Annotated in this window: 21 protein-coding genes; 10 read left to right on the top strand and 11 right to left on the bottom strand. The window is 59.0% G+C overall.

Translation table 11 applies throughout. The features are described 5' to 3' along the window. Positions 1–108: 108 nt before the first annotated feature. Positions 109–885, bottom strand: a complete 777-nt coding sequence (locus DK510_RS20620) for a helix-turn-helix domain-containing protein (protein ID WP_109313701.1) — start codon at positions 883–885, stop codon at positions 109–111. A gap of 512 nt (positions 886–1,397) precedes the next feature. Between DK510_RS20620 and DK510_RS20610 the strand changes: the two genes are divergently transcribed. The 7 genes from DK510_RS20610 (at position 1,398) to DK510_RS20580 (ending at position 6,141) form a co-directional block, all read left to right on the top strand. After that, positions 1,398–1,646, top strand: a complete 249-nt coding sequence (locus DK510_RS20610; protein ID WP_160116578.1) for a hypothetical protein — start codon at positions 1,398–1,400, stop codon at positions 1,644–1,646. Between the two features lie 128 nt (positions 1,647–1,774). Continuing rightward, the gene (locus tag DK510_RS20605; protein WP_234999181.1) at positions 1,775–2,209 is read left to right on the top strand and encodes a hypothetical protein; all 435 of its coding nucleotides are present in this window, start codon (positions 1,775–1,777) and stop codon (positions 2,207–2,209) included. Continuing rightward, a complete protein-coding gene (locus DK510_RS20600) occupies positions 2,206–2,871 on the top strand; it encodes a MotA/TolQ/ExbB proton channel family protein (protein ID WP_109313698.1) in 666 nt (221 codons plus the stop codon). The genes DK510_RS20605 and DK510_RS20600 overlap by 4 nt, the downstream gene beginning before the upstream one ends. Then, positions 2,864–3,229, top strand: coding sequence for a biopolymer transporter ExbD (locus DK510_RS20595; RefSeq protein ID WP_234999179.1), 366 nt, complete (start codon positions 2,864–2,866; stop codon positions 3,227–3,229). Before DK510_RS20600 ends, DK510_RS20595 begins: the two co-directional genes overlap by 8 nt. Further along, a complete protein-coding gene (locus DK510_RS20590) occupies positions 3,226–3,603 on the top strand; it encodes a biopolymer transporter ExbD (RefSeq protein WP_058272852.1) in 378 nt (125 codons plus the stop codon). Before DK510_RS20595 ends, DK510_RS20590 begins: the two co-directional genes overlap by 4 nt. After that, positions 3,600–4,736 (top strand): energy transducer TonB, encoded by a 1,137-nt coding sequence (locus DK510_RS20585; RefSeq protein WP_109313697.1) that lies wholly within the window; start codon positions 3,600–3,602, stop codon positions 4,734–4,736. The genes DK510_RS20590 and DK510_RS20585 overlap by 4 nt, the downstream gene beginning before the upstream one ends. 379 nt (positions 4,737–5,115) lie before the next feature. Next, positions 5,116–6,141, top strand: coding sequence for a porin (locus DK510_RS20580; protein ID WP_109313696.1), 1,026 nt, complete (start codon positions 5,116–5,118; stop codon positions 6,139–6,141). 61 nt (positions 6,142–6,202) lie between these two features. Here DK510_RS20580 and DK510_RS20575 read toward each other — a convergent pair whose 3' ends face one another. Genes DK510_RS20575 through DK510_RS20555 form a run of 5 tightly spaced genes read right to left on the bottom strand, consistent with a single transcriptional unit; the run spans position 6,203 to position 10,409 of the window. Then, positions 6,203–6,745: a DUF3833 family protein gene (locus DK510_RS20575; protein WP_109313695.1), complete on the bottom strand. Its 543-nt coding sequence runs from the start codon at positions 6,743–6,745 to the stop codon at positions 6,203–6,205. Continuing rightward, on the bottom strand, positions 6,742–7,359 hold the full coding sequence (locus DK510_RS20570; protein WP_109313694.1) for a DUF3833 domain-containing protein: 618 nt from the start codon (positions 7,357–7,359) through the stop codon (positions 6,742–6,744). The genes DK510_RS20575 and DK510_RS20570 overlap by 4 nt, the downstream gene beginning before the upstream one ends. Then, positions 7,356–8,579 carry an MFS transporter gene (locus DK510_RS20565; RefSeq protein WP_109313693.1) on the bottom strand — a complete coding sequence of 408 codons (1,224 nt, stop codon included), beginning with the start codon at positions 8,577–8,579 and terminating at the stop codon, positions 7,356–7,358. Before DK510_RS20565 ends, DK510_RS20570 begins: the two co-directional genes overlap by 4 nt. Continuing rightward, complete coding sequence (locus DK510_RS20560) at positions 8,579–9,124, bottom strand: hypothetical protein (protein ID WP_234999177.1); 546 nt, start codon at positions 9,122–9,124, stop codon at positions 8,579–8,581. Before DK510_RS20560 ends, DK510_RS20565 begins: the two co-directional genes overlap by 1 nt. After that, the gene (locus tag DK510_RS20555; RefSeq protein WP_109313691.1) at positions 9,078–10,409 is read right to left on the bottom strand and encodes an NAD(P)/FAD-dependent oxidoreductase; all 1,332 of its coding nucleotides are present in this window, start codon (positions 10,407–10,409) and stop codon (positions 9,078–9,080) included. Before DK510_RS20555 ends, DK510_RS20560 begins: the two co-directional genes overlap by 47 nt. 228 nt (positions 10,410–10,637) lie before the next feature. Between DK510_RS20555 and DK510_RS20550 the strand changes: the two genes are divergently transcribed. After that, positions 10,638–11,363: an SDR family oxidoreductase gene (locus tag DK510_RS20550; protein WP_109313690.1), complete on the top strand. Its 726-nt coding sequence runs from the start codon at positions 10,638–10,640 to the stop codon at positions 11,361–11,363. A gap of 15 nt (positions 11,364–11,378) precedes the next feature. On the opposite strand, the gene DK510_RS20545 is transcribed toward DK510_RS20550, so the two are convergent. Both DK510_RS20545 and DK510_RS20540 read right to left on the bottom strand, forming a co-directional pair. After that, positions 11,379–13,031, bottom strand: a complete 1,653-nt coding sequence (locus DK510_RS20545; protein ID WP_109313689.1) for a DUF6504 family protein — start codon at positions 13,029–13,031, stop codon at positions 11,379–11,381. 61 nt (positions 13,032–13,092) lie between these two features. Then, positions 13,093–13,377, bottom strand: a complete 285-nt coding sequence (locus tag DK510_RS20540; RefSeq protein ID WP_109313688.1) for an I78 family peptidase inhibitor — start codon at positions 13,375–13,377, stop codon at positions 13,093–13,095. A 130-nt stretch (positions 13,378–13,507) separates the two neighbouring features. Here DK510_RS20540 and DK510_RS20535 point away from each other — a divergent pair, with 130 nt between their 5' ends. Continuing rightward, positions 13,508–14,620, top strand: a complete 1,113-nt coding sequence (locus tag DK510_RS20535; protein WP_058272862.1) for an S-(hydroxymethyl)glutathione dehydrogenase/class III alcohol dehydrogenase — start codon at positions 13,508–13,510, stop codon at positions 14,618–14,620. 94 nt (positions 14,621–14,714) lie between these two features. Continuing rightward, positions 14,715–15,440 (top strand): NYN domain-containing protein, encoded by a 726-nt coding sequence (locus tag DK510_RS20530; protein ID WP_109313687.1) that lies wholly within the window; start codon positions 14,715–14,717, stop codon positions 15,438–15,440. Positions 15,441–15,481: 41 nt separating this feature from the next. Here DK510_RS20530 and DK510_RS20525 read toward each other — a convergent pair whose 3' ends face one another. From DK510_RS20525 to DK510_RS20515, 3 genes are all read right to left on the bottom strand, one after another. Next, positions 15,482–16,420 carry a DMT family transporter gene (locus tag DK510_RS20525; RefSeq protein ID WP_109313686.1) on the bottom strand — a complete coding sequence of 313 codons (939 nt, stop codon included), beginning with the start codon at positions 16,418–16,420 and terminating at the stop codon, positions 15,482–15,484. A gap of 148 nt (positions 16,421–16,568) precedes the next feature. Continuing rightward, positions 16,569–16,982 carry a group III truncated hemoglobin gene (locus tag DK510_RS20520; RefSeq protein WP_109313685.1) on the bottom strand — a complete coding sequence of 138 codons (414 nt, stop codon included), beginning with the start codon at positions 16,980–16,982 and terminating at the stop codon, positions 16,569–16,571. Between the two features lie 50 nt (positions 16,983–17,032). Beyond that, the gene (locus DK510_RS20515; RefSeq protein ID WP_109313684.1) at positions 17,033–19,951 is read right to left on the bottom strand and encodes an error-prone DNA polymerase; all 2,919 of its coding nucleotides are present in this window, start codon (positions 19,949–19,951) and stop codon (positions 17,033–17,035) included. Position 19,952: the final 1 nt, after the last annotated feature.

Raw genomic sequence — 19,952 nt, 5'->3', positions numbered from 1 at the left:
GCGCGGGTTTTACCCGCGCCGGTGGGGTTCGAAGGGGAGGCTTGCCGCCCCTCGCAAGGTCCCGTGTCATCCGCGCCAGCGTATGACATGGGTCGCCTTGCTGTTTGCTCAGACCGCATGGCGGTGCTCCACGTTTTCTGACGTTTCGCGGATCAATTCTCTGAGCAATTGGAGCTGGTCCTGCCACTCTGCGCTGCCCAACTGGGCGGGTGTCCGTGCCGGAAGCCAGAAGCCCTGGTGATGTTTGTGCGGTGACAGGGGCAGGCTGCGTTCGAGCGTGGTCATCCCCTCCCGGGCCAACCTTTCGTTCCAGTCCTGGACGAAGCAGATGCCCCTTGGGACGAAGACCAGGCGCTGGCCACTAGGGCTGCGTTTTGAGCGCGTTCCGCCGGATTGTCCTTCATCGGGCAAATCCGGCGCGGACGCGCGCCCTTGTTCTGTTCTAAGTTCTTGTTCTCTGTTCGGGGGGCGATCCTGTCCCCCTTTGCTGGACAGCTCTGTCCCGCTTTGCGGACAGGATTGTCCCCCTTTGGCGCGGCGAAGCGGGACAACCTTGTCCCCCTCCCGGCGGCGATCCGTGGCCCGCCGCATGGCCGCTTCGGTCGGACGGTAGCGCGAGGATTTCCCCTTGTTGGTACCGCGCTCTACGGTCATGTAACCCGCCGTCTCGACCTTGTTCAGCGCCCGCTTGACCGACTTGGCGTGCTTGCCTATGGCCGCACCGATGGTCTCAAAGGACGGGCGGCTTTCGCCAGTCTCGTGGTCAGCGTGAGCCAACGCCAGGTAGAGCGCCACGCGCAGGGCGTTGTCGTCCAGCTCGTGGTCCGTGACCATCTCCAGCAGGAATTGCAGCTTGATCTTGCAGAAGGGCAGAAGCTCAGACATGGGCCCCTCCCGCGATTGCGATCACGCCTGCGATCTGGTAGGTTTCTTCAGCAGACTTTTCGATTTGGTCGTTGACGCGGGTGCCAGCCCAGTCAGCGACCTTTCGGTTTCTAGGCCCCCGGAAAAGGTTCGCCAGAGGCGCGAAAAGGCCAATCAAGTCAAGGGGCAGGTTTCTCCGGTTCGCCAGCGCAAGCCGTTGATTTCCCCCGCCCCGCACAGTCCTGCACGGCTCACCACTTTTTCAAAGGATTAGCAAGGATAATGGCTGGCCAACTCTGACACGAGAGCCAACATCATCCTTTATCTGTTTTTAGGTGTGGTTCTGTGTGTTGAACGAGTAGGGCTCTAACCCACGCGCCAGCCAGTGGATGAAGTACTAGACCGCAAAGGGCGAACTGCCGACCGATTTGCATAACGCTGCAATCGAAGGGATGTGGTTCAGGTTGGGATGCAACCCCGCCATTCATTCATTTGTTCAGGGGCTAGGACAGCGCGATTTCGCTGACCCGCTGATGACCGAAAAGTTTGGGACGACCACTATTCCCGGCCAGATCAGCTTCGGCGTGACTGGCGGAAAGAGGCATGATTGGGAATTGAGAAAGGTGGCCGGTTCGATTTATCCGACCAACCAGGAAGACTGGCCTGTTTATACACAGATTTTTGAAAGCCGAAGCATCGTGATTTCAGCCGAACACGGTATGAAATCAAACGCCCTTGAGTGGCTGATCGCTTGTGTGCTTGCGACTGCGCAGGAACGCTGACGTGATACCTAATCACAAACCCAAAGGGTCCCCCTTTCGCCAACCTCTTGCATTGACTATGTGTAGCTGAACGCCAGCGGAGCGTCGCCGGCCCTTGATGTCTGCCTTGAACAATCGGGAGCGCGCCAATGTTCTTTCTCCGTCCGGCACTTGCTGCATTTTGTGTATGTGCATTGCCTGCAGTTGCGATAGCTCAGTCCGAGGTGGCCGCTTCGGAAGGTCTGCAAATTGAGTTGAATACGGTTCAGGATGTCGAAAACGCCTGCCGACTGACCTTTGTCGTGGAAAACCAAACTGGGACAGCCATTGACGAAGCCAGTTTTGAGACAGTGATCTTCGATGCCTCCGGTAGCGTTGTCAGACTTTCTCTATTCAACTTCCGCGACTTACCTACGGAACGACCACGTGTGCGCCAATTCGATTTGCCGGGCATGGCCTGCAGCTCGGTCGGAAAAGCCCTGATCAACGGCACAAACACATGCAAGGTGGCCGGGGCGGACAGTTCGATATGTGAAGACGGGCTGAAACTGCAAAGCCGAACAGATGTGGAGTTGATTGGATGAGCCCCTTTGAAGCATTGCGCGAAATCCTTGATCTGGGAGGACCTGTTGTTGCGATCCTGATCGCGATGTCGGTGGTGACCGTTGCGGTCACGCTTTACAAAGTCTGGCAATTCGCAGCATCCGGGGTCGGGCGTCACCGGGTGTTGTCCGAGGCGCTGGCTGCCTGGGATGCGGGCGATCCGCAAACCGCCCACGCCCGTCTGGACAAAAGCCGCAGTTACCTTGCCCCCCTGGTACGGGTTGCGATGAATGCCTCAGATACGCCGGGTCTGGACCAACGGCTGGATGCCGAGGCCGGTCTGGCGCTTGCCGGGCTTGAGCGCGGCTTCCGACTGATGGACACCGTGGCGCAGCTTGCGCCGCTGCTGGGTCTGTTTGGCACGGTCCTGGGGATGATTGAGGCGTTTCGCAGCCTGCAATCCGCTGGATCGTCTGTCGACCCATCCCTGCTTGCCGGAGGTATCTGGGTTGCCCTGCTGACAACGGCTGTGGGGCTTGCCGTGGCGATGCCGACCTCGATGCTGTTGTCCTGGTTCGAAAGTCGCACGGCGCGCGAACGGGTCTTTGCGGACAAGGCGCTGCGCACAATTCTGGTGCCGGGGCAGGCCGTTCCGCAGGCCGACGATACCCGGGCCGTGGCGACCGCCCCCGGACATGCGTAACACCGCACCCTTCGTACGGCGTCCCATGTCGATGACTCCGCTCATCGACGTGATTTTCCTGCTGTTGCTGTTCTTCATGTTGACCTCGACCTTTGCCAAATATGGCGAGATCGAGCTGAGCAATGCAGTGGGCGGCAGTACGACTTCGGCGACACCGACCGAGCGGTTGTTCCTGCAGTTGGGGTCGGAGCGGCTGGTGCTGAACGGGCAAACGGTCTCTCTCAATGATCTGGAAACGCAATTGGAGGCCGGGCAGGTTCTGGTCAGTTTGGACCCGGATACAACGGCGCAGCGTGTCATCGACGTATTGGTCCGGCTGCGCGGGCGTGACGGGTTAAGCGTTCTGGTGCTGGAATGATCAAGTACAGGCGCCCCAAACGCAGACGCGACTCGACGATTGCCCTAATCAACGTCGTTTTCCTGATGCTAATCTTTTTCCTGCTCACCGGCACGCTGGCCCCGCCGTTAGATCCGGATCTTGAGCTCGTGAACACCGCAGACCTTGAAGGGCGCGAGCCACCTGATGCGCTGATCCTGCACGCCGACGGCACGTTGAGCTATCGTGGAACGCCTACAGATCCCGAAACGCATATGCGTGGCCAAGGGGACGAAGCCGTGCGCATCGTCCCCGACCGAAACGCACCGGGCCCGCGTCTGATCGAGGTGACCGGCGCTTTACGCCGTCTAGGCGCTTCATCCGTCTTTGTTGTGACCGAGAAGGCGCTGGAATGATCCGCCGGTCGGTTATGATTGCGGCGGTGGCCATTCTGGTGTCGCTGTTTTTGCACCTGATGGGGTTAAGCGTGACCGGGCAGCGGCTTGCAGAAGACGCGCCAGGCGGCCAAGCGCCTGAATCAATTGAGCTAAGCACGACATTCGAGGATCTTGCCGAGGTTGTCGCCGAACCGATTGAACCTGAACCGGCCGAGGCACCAGAGCCACCGGTTGAAAGGCTGCCTGAGGAACCGGAAATCCCGGTCAGTGAGGCGCTTGTGGCGTCTGAAAACCCGCAGGAGGTTTACGCGCCTGATATCGGCGAAGCCGAAGTGGTCCAGCCGACTGCCACGGAACCGGTTGAGCCTGATGTGGCAGAGACCGAAAACACATCCGAAGGCGATGCCGCCGCCAGCGAAGATGTCAACGAAACCCCACCGGTCGAGGCGGAAACATCGACCGATGTGCCCGAAGGAATCCCCGAGGCTGTCGCGGTCGAGCCAGAGGTCGCGACCGAGGTCCAGCCCGTATCGCCCCAACCGCAAGAGCTGGCGGCGCTGCCGGTCACCCCGTCGCCCGAGGCCGCGATCCCTGTTGTACCGTTGGAGTCCGAGGCGATTGAGCCGGATGATCCGGTTGATCCAACCGAACAGGATGCAAATGAAGACGTGACAGAATTGGCCGTGACGTCTTCGATCCGGCCGCAGCGCCCTGAACGCCAACCGACGCCGGAACGGCGGGGGGTGCTGAATGGCGCGCGGGACTTCAGCGAGTTGCAGTTTCCGTCAGAGGTGGTTGAATCGCCCCTTTACGCCTACAGGCGCGAAGGTCTGGATGCCTTCACGTCTGGCAGTAGTGGCAGCCGTTCGGGCGGGCGTGGCCCCGGCAATTCGGACACTACCAATTATGCGGGTGAGGTCTTGGTCCACCTGAACCGCGCACCCCCGGTATTTGTTGCTGCCCGGGGGTTTGCTAAGGTGTTTTTCGAAATCAATCCCGATGGCACGCTGGCGTGGGTCGATGTCATCGACAGTTCAGGGTCGTCCGATGTTGACCGGGCCGCAAGGGCGCAAGTGCAGGCGGCCTCGCCCTTTCCGCTGCCGCCAGGTGGGGTCAGCCGCAAGCTGTCTTTCTTCTACACCAGCAATTGATTGGTGGGTTTCATCAGCCGATTTACCCATCACAGAACCTGTTTTGAGCGGGATTTTGCCCGAATCTGCCCATTTTAGGCAGGTTGGATCTGACCTTGGGAAGTCTCAATTGCAAACATGTACGTTTTTTGGCATTTAAAGGGGTGTCGTCGCATTTCTTTGATCAACTTTTTGTAACGAAACACAGCTGATCGCGAAACATACGTAAATACTCAGGAAATTGGGTTTCGTGCGGTATTCTGCATTTGCAAAGATGCAACAAATACCAACTTTGCCCAGAATGAAATGCAGCGAAACCATTGCGCACGCTCGGAATTTTTCCGAGTAGGCCAGCAGTCGCCTTAGCGGCTGCACTCCTCTCAAAACTTGTGGGTTTACCATGAAAAATCTTCTCATTGCATCGACGGCTCTGATTGCAACTGCAAGCGTTGCAGCGGCCGACGTTAAATTCAGCGGCTACGGTCGTTTTGGTATTGGCTACCAAGAAGATCGTACCGGTACTGTTAACAACTTTACCACGGACGCAAACGGCGACATCGTCGCTGATGGCACCGCGGACGTCGACACCGACAACACCATCCTGGTCTCGCGTTTCCGCCTGAATATCGACGGCACCGCAGAAACCGATGGCGGTGTTGAGTTCCAGGCACGCGTTCGTCTGCAGGCTGACGACGATTCCGGCAACGGCGAACAGAACAGCGCGGGTTTGAACGGCGCACGCTTCTCGGTCATTTACGGTGGTCTGCGTGTTGACGCGGGCAACGTTGCCGGTTCTTTCGACAACCTGGCCAACTACTTCGGTAACGAACCGGGCCTGGAAGAGTTCCTGGGTCAGTATTCGGGGGTTGACTACAGCTTCCTGGAGTACACATCGACCGGTTCGGGCGCGAATGCCGTGTTCTTCCAGTACGCAGTTGGCGATTTCGCATTTGGTGCGTCATATGATCAGGCAACTGTTGCTCTGGACGGTGTTCCGCAAGACGCAGACCGTTGGGACATCAGCGCAACCTACACTTTCAACAACATCACTGCCGCTCTGGCTTATGGTCAGACCAAGGCGAACGTGAACAGCGCGAGCGAAAAGCAGTCGCTGACCGTTCTGACCCTGGGTGCAGAATTCGGTGATTTTTCGGGTACTCTGTTTGTAGCTGACGATGACGTTGTTGATGACGCCGAGAACGGTACCGCATACGGTCTGTCGCTGGCATACAATCTCGGCGCCGCAACCACCCTGCAGTTTGCTTACGGTGACGGTTCGGCTGACAACGATACCCGCAATATCGGTATTGGCGCCATCTACGACCTGGGCGGCGGTGCATCGCTGCGTGGTGGTATCGGCGAAATCAAAACGGGTGACGAGGACGGGCGCATCCGCGCTGACTTCGGTGCTCAGTTCAACTTCTAAGTTGAGCTAAACCACAAAGTTAAAGAGCAGGCCTTCGGGCCTGCCCTTTTCTTTTGCTAGCTTATTTCTTCTCAAAGAACAGGATGACCTCGCCCAGCCGGACGCCATAACGCGAGACATAGGCTCGGTTCAGCAGACGGTCATCGTCCAGCAGCCACATCCAGTCGTCAAAGTTGACCCGCATGGTGCCCTCTTTGACCGGCAGGTCGATCTTGTATGTCCAATTGAACGTATCGCCGCGCTCGACCCCGGTGGCGGTTCCCAGAACGCCGGGGGCCGTGCCGGTCCAGGTGTCCTCGCCCGTCTTAGTCAACGTCCAGACACGCTGCTCGGTGGCGCCGTCATCATAGACAAAATCCTCGACCAGGGTCAGGATTTCACCATCCCACGATCCGTCAATATCCACCGTAAAGCGGCGCGGAACGTTGCCCAGAACATCCTGAAACTGGCCATGGGCGACGGTCTTGCCCTCAAAAAACTCTTCAAGGTTCAACTGCCGATCAGACAGAAAGGTCTTGGGAACGCGCGGTTTGGCTGAGCAGGCGGTCAGAACGGCCAGTCCGGCGACTGCCAGGCCCGCAACAAGGACCCGACGCGAGATCATTGCAGCGGCCTTTGTTCTGCGTCCGCATCATAGCCGTTTGAACTGGGGACATGTGCGGATTTAACCTCGGGCGCGGGGCGCATCGTGGCAATCAGCTCTGCGACCTTGATGCCGAACTTGCGCATCTCGGACCGGTTCATGATTACACCGTTTTCGGTCAGGTACATCCAGTCGGTGACGTCCAAAGTGTGCCCACCGGCATCCTCGGGAAGAATAATGCGGTAGGTAAGTTTGACAGTTGATCCTGAAATTGTTCCATGACCTTCACCGACGATGTCATCCGCCGTGGCGATGAACGTATTGCCGGTGCCCAGCGTCAGATACCATTTACGTGTCATCTGTTTGCCGTTGGAATAGGTGAAATGCTCGGCCAACGTGCCGGTGTTGCCATCCCAGTTCCCAACCATACGGGCGACAAAGCTGTTCGACATCTTGCCGTTCGGCCCATAGATCAGCCCCTCGGACAGGATTTCTCCGTTCAGTACCTCTTTCATTTTGAATGCAGGCCCAGTGCCGGTGTAGTCGGCCGGTGTTTGCGACCGGAAGCTCAGGAACCGGTTCTTGGCAATAAACAAAGCGAGAGCGGCGAACAGTAAAACAACAAGCGTTTTCATTTGGCTGAGACCTCCGTGGGCAACGTCAGGACCATGCCAAACGCGCCAAGTTTCAGGATGCAGGGTAGTACCGCATAAGCCAGATTGAGTGTTTCCAGGGCTTGGGCGGAATTTGATTGGCCAGGTGAAAAGCCGCTGCGTTCCAGCAGGGGCAATGTAAAGAAGGCGGCAAGCGCGAGGCCCAGCTTGCCCGCAAAGGACCAGATGCCGAACGCGGCTGAGGCGTTCAGGCCGGCGCGGGTCAAAACGACCGAGAACATGGCCGGCAGGACCACCATATCGGCCCCAAGTGCCGCACCCGAGGCAAGGCAGATCAGAGCAAAGCCCAAAAGCTCACCCGCCGGCAACATCGCAGCACCTATGAAGCTGGCAATAGACAGCGGCATAGCAATGATTAGGGTCTGTTTCGGACCAATGCGATTGCTGAGCTTGGCCCAAAGTGGCACGCTGGCGCCGGCGCTGAGGAAAAACAGGATCAACAAGGGACCCGCCTTGCCCGGCAATTGCAGCCTGTCTTCAGCGAAGAACAGAAACAGGGTTGAGGTAATGGCGACCGGCAAGCTGTTGACCAGCGCCAGCGCCAATAGTCGCAATGCTCCAGCCCGGCCCAGCCCTGCAAAAGACAGGCCCTCGCCAGTAATAGGCGTGCGCCGCCACATTGGGAATGTCAGCGCGATAGTTACGATCGACAGGACGCCCAGAAACAGCCCAAAGGCGGGGTATCCCTGTGCGCTCGCCCCTAAAGCGACGAACAGTGCAGGCGCGCTCGCGGCAATGACAACCCCCGCCAATTGTCCACCTTCGCGGAAGGCTGCCAGTGTCATTAACTCTTTTGCGCCTGGTGTTTTGGCCAGGGTTGCGCTGCGCCCGTAAAGCAGGATGGTCCCGAGGCTGTAGGCCGAGAACAGCAGGATCAGGATCAGGATCAGCGATGTCACGCTTGCGCCCTGTGGCAAGGCAAAGAGCAGCGGAAAGCCAACCGCCAGCCCAACGGCGGCCATAGCGGCGAACGCCAACTGACCCTTCGGCCATCGGTCAATCGCCCAGCCTATCAGCGGGTCTTGCACAAGATCCACAAGCCGGATCAACAGCAGTACCGTTCCAATCACCCCAAGGCTAATCCCAAGGTTAACCGCAGCAAAACGCGGCAGGTGGATGTAAAGGGGAATACCCGCCGCTGCGAGCATCAGCGCATAGAGGCTGACCCGGGGATACAGCATCACTGTCCCTTCAACTGGCGTGTAAAACTTGCAGATCTGGTGTTGTCGCCAAGAAAGATCGACATGAATGTATTTTTGACGCCTGGCCCGGACAGAGTGCAGGTTTTGCGCCCGTTCCGCCAGAAACCAACCTTGTTCGGCCCTTCCGAGATGGCCAGATAGCTGTCGCCTTTGCTGACAGCCTGAAAGCACTGTTCAAGCTGGGCTTGTGTCAGCCCGCTGTTTCCTTGCCGTGTCATCTCGTCCAGCGTGGATTCGACAAGAGCCTTCTGCTTGAGGTTTTTGCGGTAGTTCAGCTGCAATCCGAAATCATCGCTCCAACTGAACGGGGCACCGCCTGGCGTGAACAGCTTTGCGTCATAGATCGGCAGGCCAAGGTAACGGAACGTGGCGGACCCGCGCAGTTCGGCGTTCGGCAATTCGTTCGACACGGTTGACGCTTCCAGCCCGACTGGGGCCAGCAAGGTCAGCGACAGCAGAGCGACGCACCAGACCGAGCTATTCGGCCGCGACAGGGATGACCGGGTCATTTTTGGCAACGCCATTGTCAGCTCCGATGGTTTGCGGGGTGCCATTCAACTGCGCGACAACATGCATCGCGCTGGCAATCCCGTCTTCGTGAAATCCATGCCGGTTATATGCACCGGCAAACCACGTTTTGTTCTGTCCCTGCATGTCGCGAATTTGCCCCTGGGCCTTCAGTGCGGCTTGATCGAAAACCGGATGGGCGAATTCGACTTCGTCATAGATTTTGTCTGCGGGAATATCCGCCGCAACATTGAGCGTTACAAACATCGGATCACTGTCCGGAATGTTCTGTAATCGGTTCATCCAGTAGGTAACGCCGACATTTCCGGCCTGTGAACGATAGGTCCAGCTGGACCAGCAGGCCCGTCTTTTGGGCATTTGGCCGGGATCGCAATGCAAAACAGCCTTGTTGGGTTGGTACTTGATCGCGCTAAGGGCAGCATTTTCTTCGGGTGTGGCGCTGTCGCCCAGAATGGCCAGCGACTGGTCGGAATGGGTGGCAAGGATGATCTCATCATACAGGTCAGCCTGGCCTTCGCTGAGTACGGTCACGCCCAGTTCATCCCTCTGAACATGCTGCACGGGGGAGGCGACGCGGATTTCGCAACTGCGGGCGCGCAATGCAGCCTCGATCCGGCGGACATATTCAATGCTGCCACCTTTGACCGTCCACCACTGATGCTGCTTTGACCGATCACCGGCCAGCAAGGCATGGTTTTGGAAGAACTGCACCAGCGAACGTGCGGGAAAGCGGTCAATGAATTCGACGGGGGTAGACCAGATCGCCCCGCACATGGGCATCAGATAGTTGTGGCGGAACCAGTGGCCCAAACGTAGTTCGTCGATCAGTTCGCCAATCGTAGTGTCATTGTTCTTGGCAGCTTCCGGGGCTTCTTTGCCAAAGCGCAGGATGTCCGAAATCATCTTGTAATAGGCCGGACGCATCAGGTTGCGTTTTTGCGCTGTCAGCGTGCGCAGATTGTTCAATCCGTATTCGAGGCGACCATTGTCGATCGTGGCGCCAAAGCTCATCTCGCTTTTGATCACGGGAACGTTCAATTCATCGAACAGTTTGGTCAGGTTGGGGTAGGTGGAATAGTTGAACACGATAAAACCGGTGTCGACCGGTTGATCGCCGTTTTTACCAGCCATGACCGTTCGGGCATGGCCGCCCAGTCTTGGCTCGGCCTCATAGACCGTTACATCATTGTCTTCGGATAGATAGTAAGCTGCGGATAGGCCTGATATTCCTGCACCTACAATTGCGATTTTCTTGCGTGCGCCCCTTGGTTCGTCGAACATGTGATCCCCTTAGTTAGGCAATTTAAAAGGATTACGCATCAGATGCGTGTACGGATCAATCACGTTGGACTTTTTTTGAACGTGCGTTAAATCGTGATGTCTTGCCCGGTTTTTTGAGCGTTAACGTGATCCAGCTTTGTTGCCGATCCGTAAAATCCTTAAATTGTCTGAAACAACACGAAACCAATGTCCGGGCCATATGTACCCGACAGTCCGGATGGCCCAAGCATGAGCAGTTTTGACGGAAAAACTTATTGGATCGTTGGCGCCAGTGAGGGGCTTGGCCGATCTTTGGCCCAGGCGCTAAGCCGACAGGGGGCAAAACTGATCCTCTCGGCGCGCAATGCGGCGCGATTGGCCGAGATTTGCAAAACCCTTCCGAACGCGCGGGCGGTGCCGTTTGATGTGACCGATCTGGCGGCTGTGCGCCGGGCTGTTGCAGATGTCGGCGTGGTGGATGGGCTGGTCTACAATGCCGGTGCCTACGAGCCTATGAAATCGGCCGATTGGGATACCGAAGCTGTTCTGTCCATGACAGACGTGAACTACCTTGGCGCGCTGCGTGTGTTGGGTGAGACGGTGCCAGGGTTTCTACGGGCCGGACAGGGCGACATTACCCTGATCGGGTCTTTGTCTGGCTATCGCGGGCTTCCGGCTGCTGTCGGATACGCGGCCAGCAAGGCGGCGCTTGTCTCATTGGCTGAAACGATGCGATTTGATCTGGCAGGCACGGGGGTAACTGTTCGGATCGTCAATCCGGGCTTCATTAAGACCCGCCTGACCGAAAAGAACACGTTCAAGATGCCGATGCTGATGACGCCTGAGGACGCGGCGGACCGGGTGGTCAGGGCGATGTCGCGCCGCCGGTTCCGCACCGATTTCCCGGCACCGTTCTCTTGGGTGATCCGTTTGCTGGATTACCTGCCGGATTGGCTGATTTACCGCGGGAAATAGACTCTAATCAGGAGTTTAACCAAACTGCCCCTGACAGAACCAGCCTGCCGACATCGTGCCGCCATGGCCGTAAAACAGCCACAGCCGCTCACCTTGTTCGGTGACCACCACCCAATAGTCACGCACGCCGCTGCGCCAGTTGGGGTCATCCAGCCACCATTCGGGTGCGATCCGTTCCGGGCCGGTGGCCTGGGCCAACTGCCAGTCGCGCCCGCGCCAGCGAAAGGCGGCTGGAACATCCGGGGCTTCAGCGGCCATCACCGGCTCGGGCTGCCACATCTGCAACGGGCGTGGGCGCGACGGGGCAGGCCAGTCACGGGCGGGTTCCGACCACGCCGCCGCCAACGTCTGCGCGGTTTTTTCGGGGATATGTGAGGCCGCCGGGTGCCGCCGGGTGATCACGTCCAACCCGACCCGCGCGCCCAGTTTGCCGATCAGATCATCTACCGCTGTATTGCCCTCCAGCCGCGCGCGAGCCACGCGGCGCGCCTCGGCGTGACCGGCCACGTTGCGGGCATGGATGGGCTCGGTCTGGATCGCCTCAAGCCGCAGCATGTCGATGCCATAGCCTGCGTCTATTTTGTCGATTTTCATCTCTAACAAAGGGCGAATTCGGTGTTTGTCATAGGTTGGACGGGCCAGACCAACTTCGATGATCTCGGCCGCCTGATCGGCGCGATGCGCCTCGAGCCGCAGGGTGCGGACGCCGCGCGCCTTCTCTTCCAGCTTCGCACACAGCGTGGGCAGCACCCGGTCGATGGCGGCCATCACGTCCTCGATCAACCCGATCGGGTTGGGCAGGGTCATCCGCACCGCAAAGTGATGCGGCGGACGCGCGGGGGATACCGGTTCTGGCGCGCTGCCCATTGCCTGATCCAGTCTCATCACCAGCCCGCGCCCGAACCGTCGGGCGAGAGAAGCCCGGGGTTGGCCCAAAAGATCGCCGATCCGGCGCAGGCCCAGCCGGTTCAGTTGTGCCACAACCTGATCTTCCAGCCGCAGCGCCGCAATCGGCAGAGGGCTGAGCGCGCCATAAGATTGCCCTGGTGCTGCGATCCGCGCGCCACCGCCCAGAGCCATCACTTGCGGCGCGGCCCCGCCCTTGGTCCAGTGCCGCCGTTTCCCTGCGCGCGCGCGGGTGGCGCGTGCCTCTTGGCTGATGGCGTCGCCGTTGCGGTCAGACGTGGCCTCTTGCCCCGCATAACGCGCCAGCGCCCAGGCTGCGCCCAACGTGTCGGCGATACCCATCTGCACGCTTAGCCCCATATCGGCGCAATCGGTTTCAATGACGCTCAGCAGCGCCTCCTCCCCGCCGAACAGATGCGTGCAGCCCGACAGGTCGACGATCAGACCATCGGGGATCTCTTCAGCCACCCATGGGCTGAACTTGCCGGCCCAGCGGCGCAGCGCGGTCAGAAACGCGGCCTCGGCGGGGGCGTTGCGGTGTCGCGTGATCAGGGCCGCGCACATGGCATGGGCATCACGCACGGGCTGGCCCACACGCAGACCTGCGGCCTGCGCTTCTGCGTTCAATGAGGTGATCACCTGCATGTTCGACTGTTCCGCAACCACCGCCAAAGGGCCAACATGCAGCCCCCGCGCGGCACGGATCAGCCGTTCAGCCCCCAGACGGGGGAACCACAGTGAGAGTATTCGGCGTTTTGGCATTGGCAGACATCAAAATGTTCCCATTTTGTTCTTACCGTAGAATCATGCCTCGAGTCCACGCTTACCCGCAGGTCAGGCGTTGAATGATTCCGGCTCCGTTCACGAAAACATTCAGCCGGTCGATGCGATAATCCTGTGTGGCAATGTCATCGGGACCCAGAACACGCGACCGTTCGGGCAACTGGGCTTGGATGGTCGAAACCGGTTGGCCGATGGAATCGGCAAAATCGCCGCCCAGGCAAAAGGCCAGATCAACCGGCGCGTCCGTTGAGGCGGGTGTATCCACAGGTGCAGTCGTTTCAGCACAGCCTGCCAGCAGGACCAGCGCGGGAATAAATCGGTGCATTGGCGTTTCTCCTTCTGACAATGTCGTTACTGCAATATCAAACATTTAGCCAACCTGCCACCAAAGCGCAGTTGAAAACACCCTGCAATTGACGCAGGGTCGGGGCAAATAAGACAGGGAGACAACGATCATGCGCACCCGTGCCGCCGTCGCCATTCAGGCGGGCAAACCTTTGGAAGTGATGGATGTGAACCTCGAAGGCCCCAAGGCGGGCGAGGTTCTGGTCGAAATCAAGGCCACCGGCCTTTGCCACACCGACGAATTCACCCGGTCGGGTGCTGACCCCGAAGGCCTGTTCCCGGCCATTCTGGGCCACGAGGGCGCGGGTGTGGTTGTCGACGTCGGTCCGGGCGTCACCAGCCTGAAACCGGGCGATCACGTGATCCCGCTCTACACCCCTGAATGTCGTGAGTGCGAATACTGTCTGCACCCCAAGACCAACTTGTGTCAGGCGATCCGCGAAACCCAAGGCCGGGGCCTGATGCCCGACGGAACCTCGCGGTTTACGACTTTGGATGGTGACCCGATCCTGCACTACATGGGCTGCTCGACCTTTGCCAACCACACGGTTCTGCCCGAGATCGCGCTGGCCAAAGTGCGTGAGGACGCGCCTTTCGACAAGATCTGCTACATCGGATGTGGCGTGACCACCGGCATCGGTGCCGTCATCAACACTGCCAAAGTTGAGATTGGCAGCCGGGCTATCGTGTTCGGTCTGGGTGGCATCGGCCTGAACGTCATTCAGGGCCTGCGTCTGGCCGGAGCGGACCAGATCGTGGGCGTCGACCTGAACCCGTCAAAGGTCGAAATGGCCACCAGGTTCGGCATGACCGATTTCGTCAACCCGTCCGAGGTTGAAGGCGATCTGGTGCCTTACCTGGTCAATCTGACCAAAGGTGGCGCGGATTACACATTTGACGCCACCGGTAATGTCGGCGTGATGCGCACGGCTCTGGAAGCGGCGCACAAAGGTTGGGGTGAATCGATCATCATCGGCGTGGCACCTGCGGGGGCCGAAATCTCGACCCGCCCATTCCAGCTGGTCACCGGCCGCTCGTGGCGCGGCACCGCCTTTGGTGGCGCTCGAGGTCGGACCGATGTGCCCAAGATCGTCGACTGGTACATGGACGGCAAGATCGAGATCGACCCGATGATCACCCACACCATGGGTCTGGACGATATCAATCACGGCTTCGACCTGATGCATAAGGGCGAAAGCATTCGGTCAGTGGTTGTTTACTGATCAAACTTGAAAAATCTGAAAGGGTGGGCTTTTGCCCGCCCTTTTTGTCATTACATTCCTCGTTACGAATAAAATTTATAGTTGAGGGATTGAGGTGACAACAGTAAGGACAGACCGCCTTGCGGTTCTGATTGATGCGGACAACGTGCCCGCAAAACATGCCGATGAGATTTTTGAAGAAATAGCTACTTTAGGCGAAGCTGGCCTGAGGCGCATTTACGGTGATTTTTCTAACGGGTCGCCACTAGGTTGGGACGCTAAGTCATTGGCCAAATATGCCATCGTTCCCCACCAACAATTTGCCAATACATCCGGTAAAAACTCCAGCGATATCGCGTTGGAGATTGATGCCATGGACATTCTGCACTCGGAAAGGTTTGGTGGTTTTGTTCTGGTGTCGTCTGACAGCGACTTCACCCAACTTGCCAGTCGGATCCGGGAACAGGGATTAGATGTTTTTGGTATTGGAGAACGTAAGGCACCCAAAGCCTTTGTCACAGCGTGCAATAGGTTTATTTACGTTGAGAATATCAAAAAAATTGAATCAGTCAGCCAGCAGGCTGAGACTGCGGCCCACCAAAAATCTAAATATGATCTGAACCATGCCTTCCAGTTGATTCACAATGTGGTTCGGAACACAGATGAGCCAGACGGATGGGTTAGGCTTGGGCTCGTTGGCAGCCAACTCAGCAAAATCTACGCGGACTTCGATTCCCGTACTTACGGTTACAAGAGGTTGAGCGATTTGGTGCGTGCGACCGGAAAATTTGAAGAAAAAGGGGCGAACGGCCACTTTATGATCAGGCATAAGGACAGCTAAGAAAGGCCGTCAGAGACCCCTGAGATTGCGTGTTTTTGCCCTTACTCCCCTGGCCGTGACGCCCCGGTATCCGACCGAGGTGACCGCACCCGCAGGACGGGCGTGTTGGCCGAGGTCGTGTTGGTTCTGCTTTCGCGCCACACCACGTAGACGCCGGATGCGATAATGACGCTTGCACCGACTGCAACCCAGACGTCCGGACGTTCACCAAAGAAAGCCATGCCGAAAATCGTAGCCCAGATGATCTGGCTATATTGACTGGGGGCAATAACCCCGGCGGGTGCCGCACGATAGGCCAGAATGATCAGATGCTGGGCGATGACCGAGAACACACCGACCAGCGCCATCATCGCAAGATGCAGCAGGGATGGCGGTTGATAGACGGCAGGCTGTGCAAGGCTCATCACTGCGATGGCCAACAACATGGGGTACAGGATCAGCACGGCTGAGCGTTCTTCATTCCCGATCTTGCGCACCAGAACCGAGGCGAAAGCGCTGCAGAACGCTGCCATCAACGCAGCCAGATGGCCTAGGGTAATGTCGGTGGCCCCGGGACGAAGGACAATCAGGACACCGATCAGACCAACACCGACTGCAGCCCAGCGCTGGGCGCGGACCACCTCGCCAAGGATGGGGATCGACAGGACCGTCACGATCAGTGGAAAGGAGAACAGCAGCGAATAGACCTCGGCCAGCGGCAATACGGAAAAGGAGTAAAACGCGCAGGACATTGCGGTGACCATCAAGCCCGACCGCAGCAGCACCAGCCATGGGTGGCGGGGCAGGAAGTTCCCGGTTGTCCGGTCGGTCAGAATCGTGACGGCCATGGGCACAAAGGAAAACAGCGTGGCAAAAAAGATGATCTGCATCACCGAGTAGACGCCGCCAAGCGCCTTGATCAGCGCGTCATGGCTGGCAAAGACCGCAAAGCCCAAAAACGCATAGCCAAGTCCCCGAAGGGTTGAGTTCTGAGTGCTCATCGTTGTGGCCTCGGGTGATGTCTCGGTGTTGTGACTGTGCCATCACACTGCGTATGTTGCGGGTGGCTTGCCTTTGAGTAAACCCATTTTGGCTGCGCGCATAGTCCTTAATTTACCGCTAACATTGCATGGCCGGTATGATTTGGGATCAACGCAGGATCGGTGGTGCATCCTTGGGTTGACGTGCGGATTGCACGCCCGCTTTCATTCCCACCCCGATGCGACGGGCCAGCGCAACCCAAGGCGTCGCGGTTTCAGAGGGCAGCGTCTGGGTTGCGACCTCTTCGAACAGGTCCAGCCAATGGGCGAAGAACTCGGGCTTTACGTCGGACCGCTCGATATGGACTCGTTGCGGGTTGCCGTCATAACTGCGCTCGAACAAAATCGCGTTGCGCCAGAACGCGGCGATCTTTTCCTCATGTGCGGGCCAATCGTGGACATGTTTGTTGAAGACGGGCCCCAGTACCGCGTCCTCTCGCACTCGGGCGTAAAATGCGTGGACCTGTGCGCTGATCTGATTCGGCGTTGCAGGAAAGCGTGGGGGCAGGGTGGGTCTGGTCATTGGGGTGGTCCGATTTCGACTCTGTTCAGGGGCATTATCCCGTTCTGCGGTCATGCGACAGGCGTGGTTTTGTCGCGCGGGTCCGGTGTCAGAATATGCCGCAGCAGGGCGACGGGATGCGCCCGTAGGCTGAGGCGGGTGGCGACGTAGTCCTCGACCACCTGCTCGCCCAAGGTCATTTTCGGCAGGTAGGCCTCGGGTTCATCCAGCGCCTCCCCCTCCAGATCTTGCGAGAACAGCGGCAGGGGTTTGGCTGTGGCGATCGCTTTGGCCTGCCACAATGCCTCGCGCCGTGTCAGGTCGCAGGCGGCGAAGGCATCCGCCTCGGCCAGCCGTTCGATCACCGATGGTCCCAAACCGGCACGGCGCCAGACATCGTCGACCTGATGGTAGCCATTGCCGCGCGCGGCTGTCAGCCAGCTGGCATCTTCCTCGCTGAGGCCCTTGATCTGGCGGAAGCCCAGCCGCAGCGCCAGCCCGCCCTGACCGTCAGGTTCCATCACATTGTCCCAAAAGCTGGCATTGATGCAGACCGGGCGCACTTGAACCTCATGCTCGCGCGCATCGCGGACGATCTGGGCGGGGGCATAGAACCCCATTGGCTGTGAATTCAGCAGGGCGCAGGCGAATATCCCCGGATGATGGCATTTGATCCAGGCCGAGGCATAGACCAGCAGCGCAAAGCTGGCCGCGTGGCTTTCGGGGAAACCATAGGACCCGAACCCTTCGATTTGCGAGAAGCAGCGTTCGGCAAAGTCGTCTTCATACCCGTTACGCTTCATCCCGCGCAGGAACAGCGCGCGGAATTCGCTGACATTGCCGTGCTTCTTGAAGGTTGCCAGAGACCGGCGTAGCCGGTCGGCCTGTTCCGGGGTAAAGCCTGCGCCGACAATGGCGATCTGCATGGCCTGTTCCTGAAACAGCGGCACGCCCAGCGTTTTGCCCAGCACCTCGCCCAACTCGTCCGAGGGGAAGCTGACCTCCTCCTCTCCGTTCCGGCGGCGGATATAGGGGTGGACCATGTCGCCCTGAATGGGGCCGGGGCGGATGATGGCGACCTCAATCACCAGATCATAGAAATTGCGGGGCCGCATCCGGGGCAGAAAGTTCATCTGTGCCCGTGATTCCACCTGAAACACGCCAATCGAGTCCGCCTTGCACAGCATGTCGTAGACGACAGGGTCCTCGGGCGGCAGGGTGGCGAGTGTATAGCTGGTCTGGTGGTGCTGCCCGATCAGATCAAAGGCCTTGCGGATGCAGGTGAGCATTCCGAGGCTGAGGACATCGACCTTGAGGATGCCCAGCGTGTCGATATCGTCCTTGTCCCAGCAGATGACCGTGCGGTCCTCCATCGTGGCGTTCTCGATAGGAACAAGCTCGTCCAGACGCCCCTCGGTGATGATGAAGCCGCCGACATGCTGAGACAGGTGACGGGGGAACCCGTCGATCTCATATACAAGCATTAGAGTCTGTTTCAGACGGCGATCTTCGGGGTCGAGGCCAATCTCGCGCATCCGTTCCGCCTCAAGCCCCGCGGCGGAGAAGAAGCCCCAAAGCTGAGAAGAGAGCGCTGAGATCGTGTCTTCGGTCAGTCCCATCGCGCGGCCAACCTCGCGGATGGCGCGTTTGCCGCGATAATGCACGACCGTGGCACAGAGGCCGGCGCGATGGCGGCCATAGCGGTCATAGATGTGCTGGATCACCTCTTCGCGGCGCTCATGTTCGAAATCGACGTCGATATCGGGGGGCTCATCCCGCGCCTCGGACACGAAGCGCTCAAAGACCATCGTGCCCATCTCGGGGCTGACCTCGGTGATGCCGAGGCAGAAACAGACGACCGAATTGGCCGCTGAGCCGCGCCCCTGGCAGAGGATGCCGCGCGAGCGGGCGAAATGAACGATATCGCGGACTGTCAGAAAGTAGGGTTCGTATTTCAGCTTGCCGATCAGGGCGAGCTCATGCGCCAGCATCTTTTTCGCCTTCTCGGACGCCCCGGCTGGGTAGCGCCATTGCAACCCTTCATGCGCCAGACGATGCAGGCGTTGGGTCGGGGTTTCCTGCTCGCTGCCCTCGCTGGGGTACTCATAACGCAGCTCGTCCAGCGAGAATGTGAGCTGTTCGCTGAGTTCATGCGCGCGGGCGACGGCCCCCTCATAACCTTTGAAGATGCGCAGCATCTCGGTCTCGGACCGCAGGCGTTGTTCGCCATTGGCCAGCGCGTCTCGGCCCAGCTCATCGACCTTGCGGCGCAGACGGATGGCGGTCAGCACATCACCCAACTTGCGGCGGCCCCCGTGATGCATAATCGGTGTGGCGCTGGCGAGTGCAGGGGTGCCGAGCTGTTTTGATTCAGTCTCTAATAAAGAGAAATATACGCTATCTGCGCCGTCATACCGGGGGTGCATCAACAGATGCATCCGCCCGGCAAAGCGGCGCGTCAGCTGTTGCGCTTGTGTCCGCCAGCCGTCCGCGCCGCCCGGAAAACGGGCCGTTTGTGGCCACAGCAGCAGGTGGAGACCGTCGGAAAACTCCAGCAGGTCGGTCAGGTGCAGGATGCAGTCGCCTTTCTCGGCGCGCAGACGGCCCTTGGACAGGATGCGGCACAGATTGGCCCAGCCCTGCCGGTTCAGGGGCAGGGCGGTAACCGTGGGCGCATCGATAAAGATCAGCCGTGCCGCCGGGATCAGGCGGGGCACCGCGTGGATCGGGTACGAGGGCGGCTTGGGGATGTGATCGGGGCAGGGTGGGCCTATGGAGGTGTTCTGCGCCTCCCACTCCAGCCGCTCGCGCACCTTGCGGGTGATCTCGCGCGCCTGCGTATGGGCGCGCACGATTCCGGCGACCGAGTTGTCATCAGCGATGGCGATGGTGGGCAGGCCCAGGGTGACGGCACGCTCCATATACTCCTCGGGGTGGGATGCCCCGGTGAGGAAGGTGAAATTCGATGTGATCGACAGTTCGGCATACATG

The sequence above is a fragment of the Ruegeria sp. AU67 genome (assembly GCF_900312795.1).
Classification (GTDB): Bacteria; Pseudomonadota; Alphaproteobacteria; order Rhodobacterales; family Rhodobacteraceae; genus Ruegeria; species Ruegeria atlantica.
This window is presented reverse-complemented; position numbering and strand designations above follow the sequence as displayed.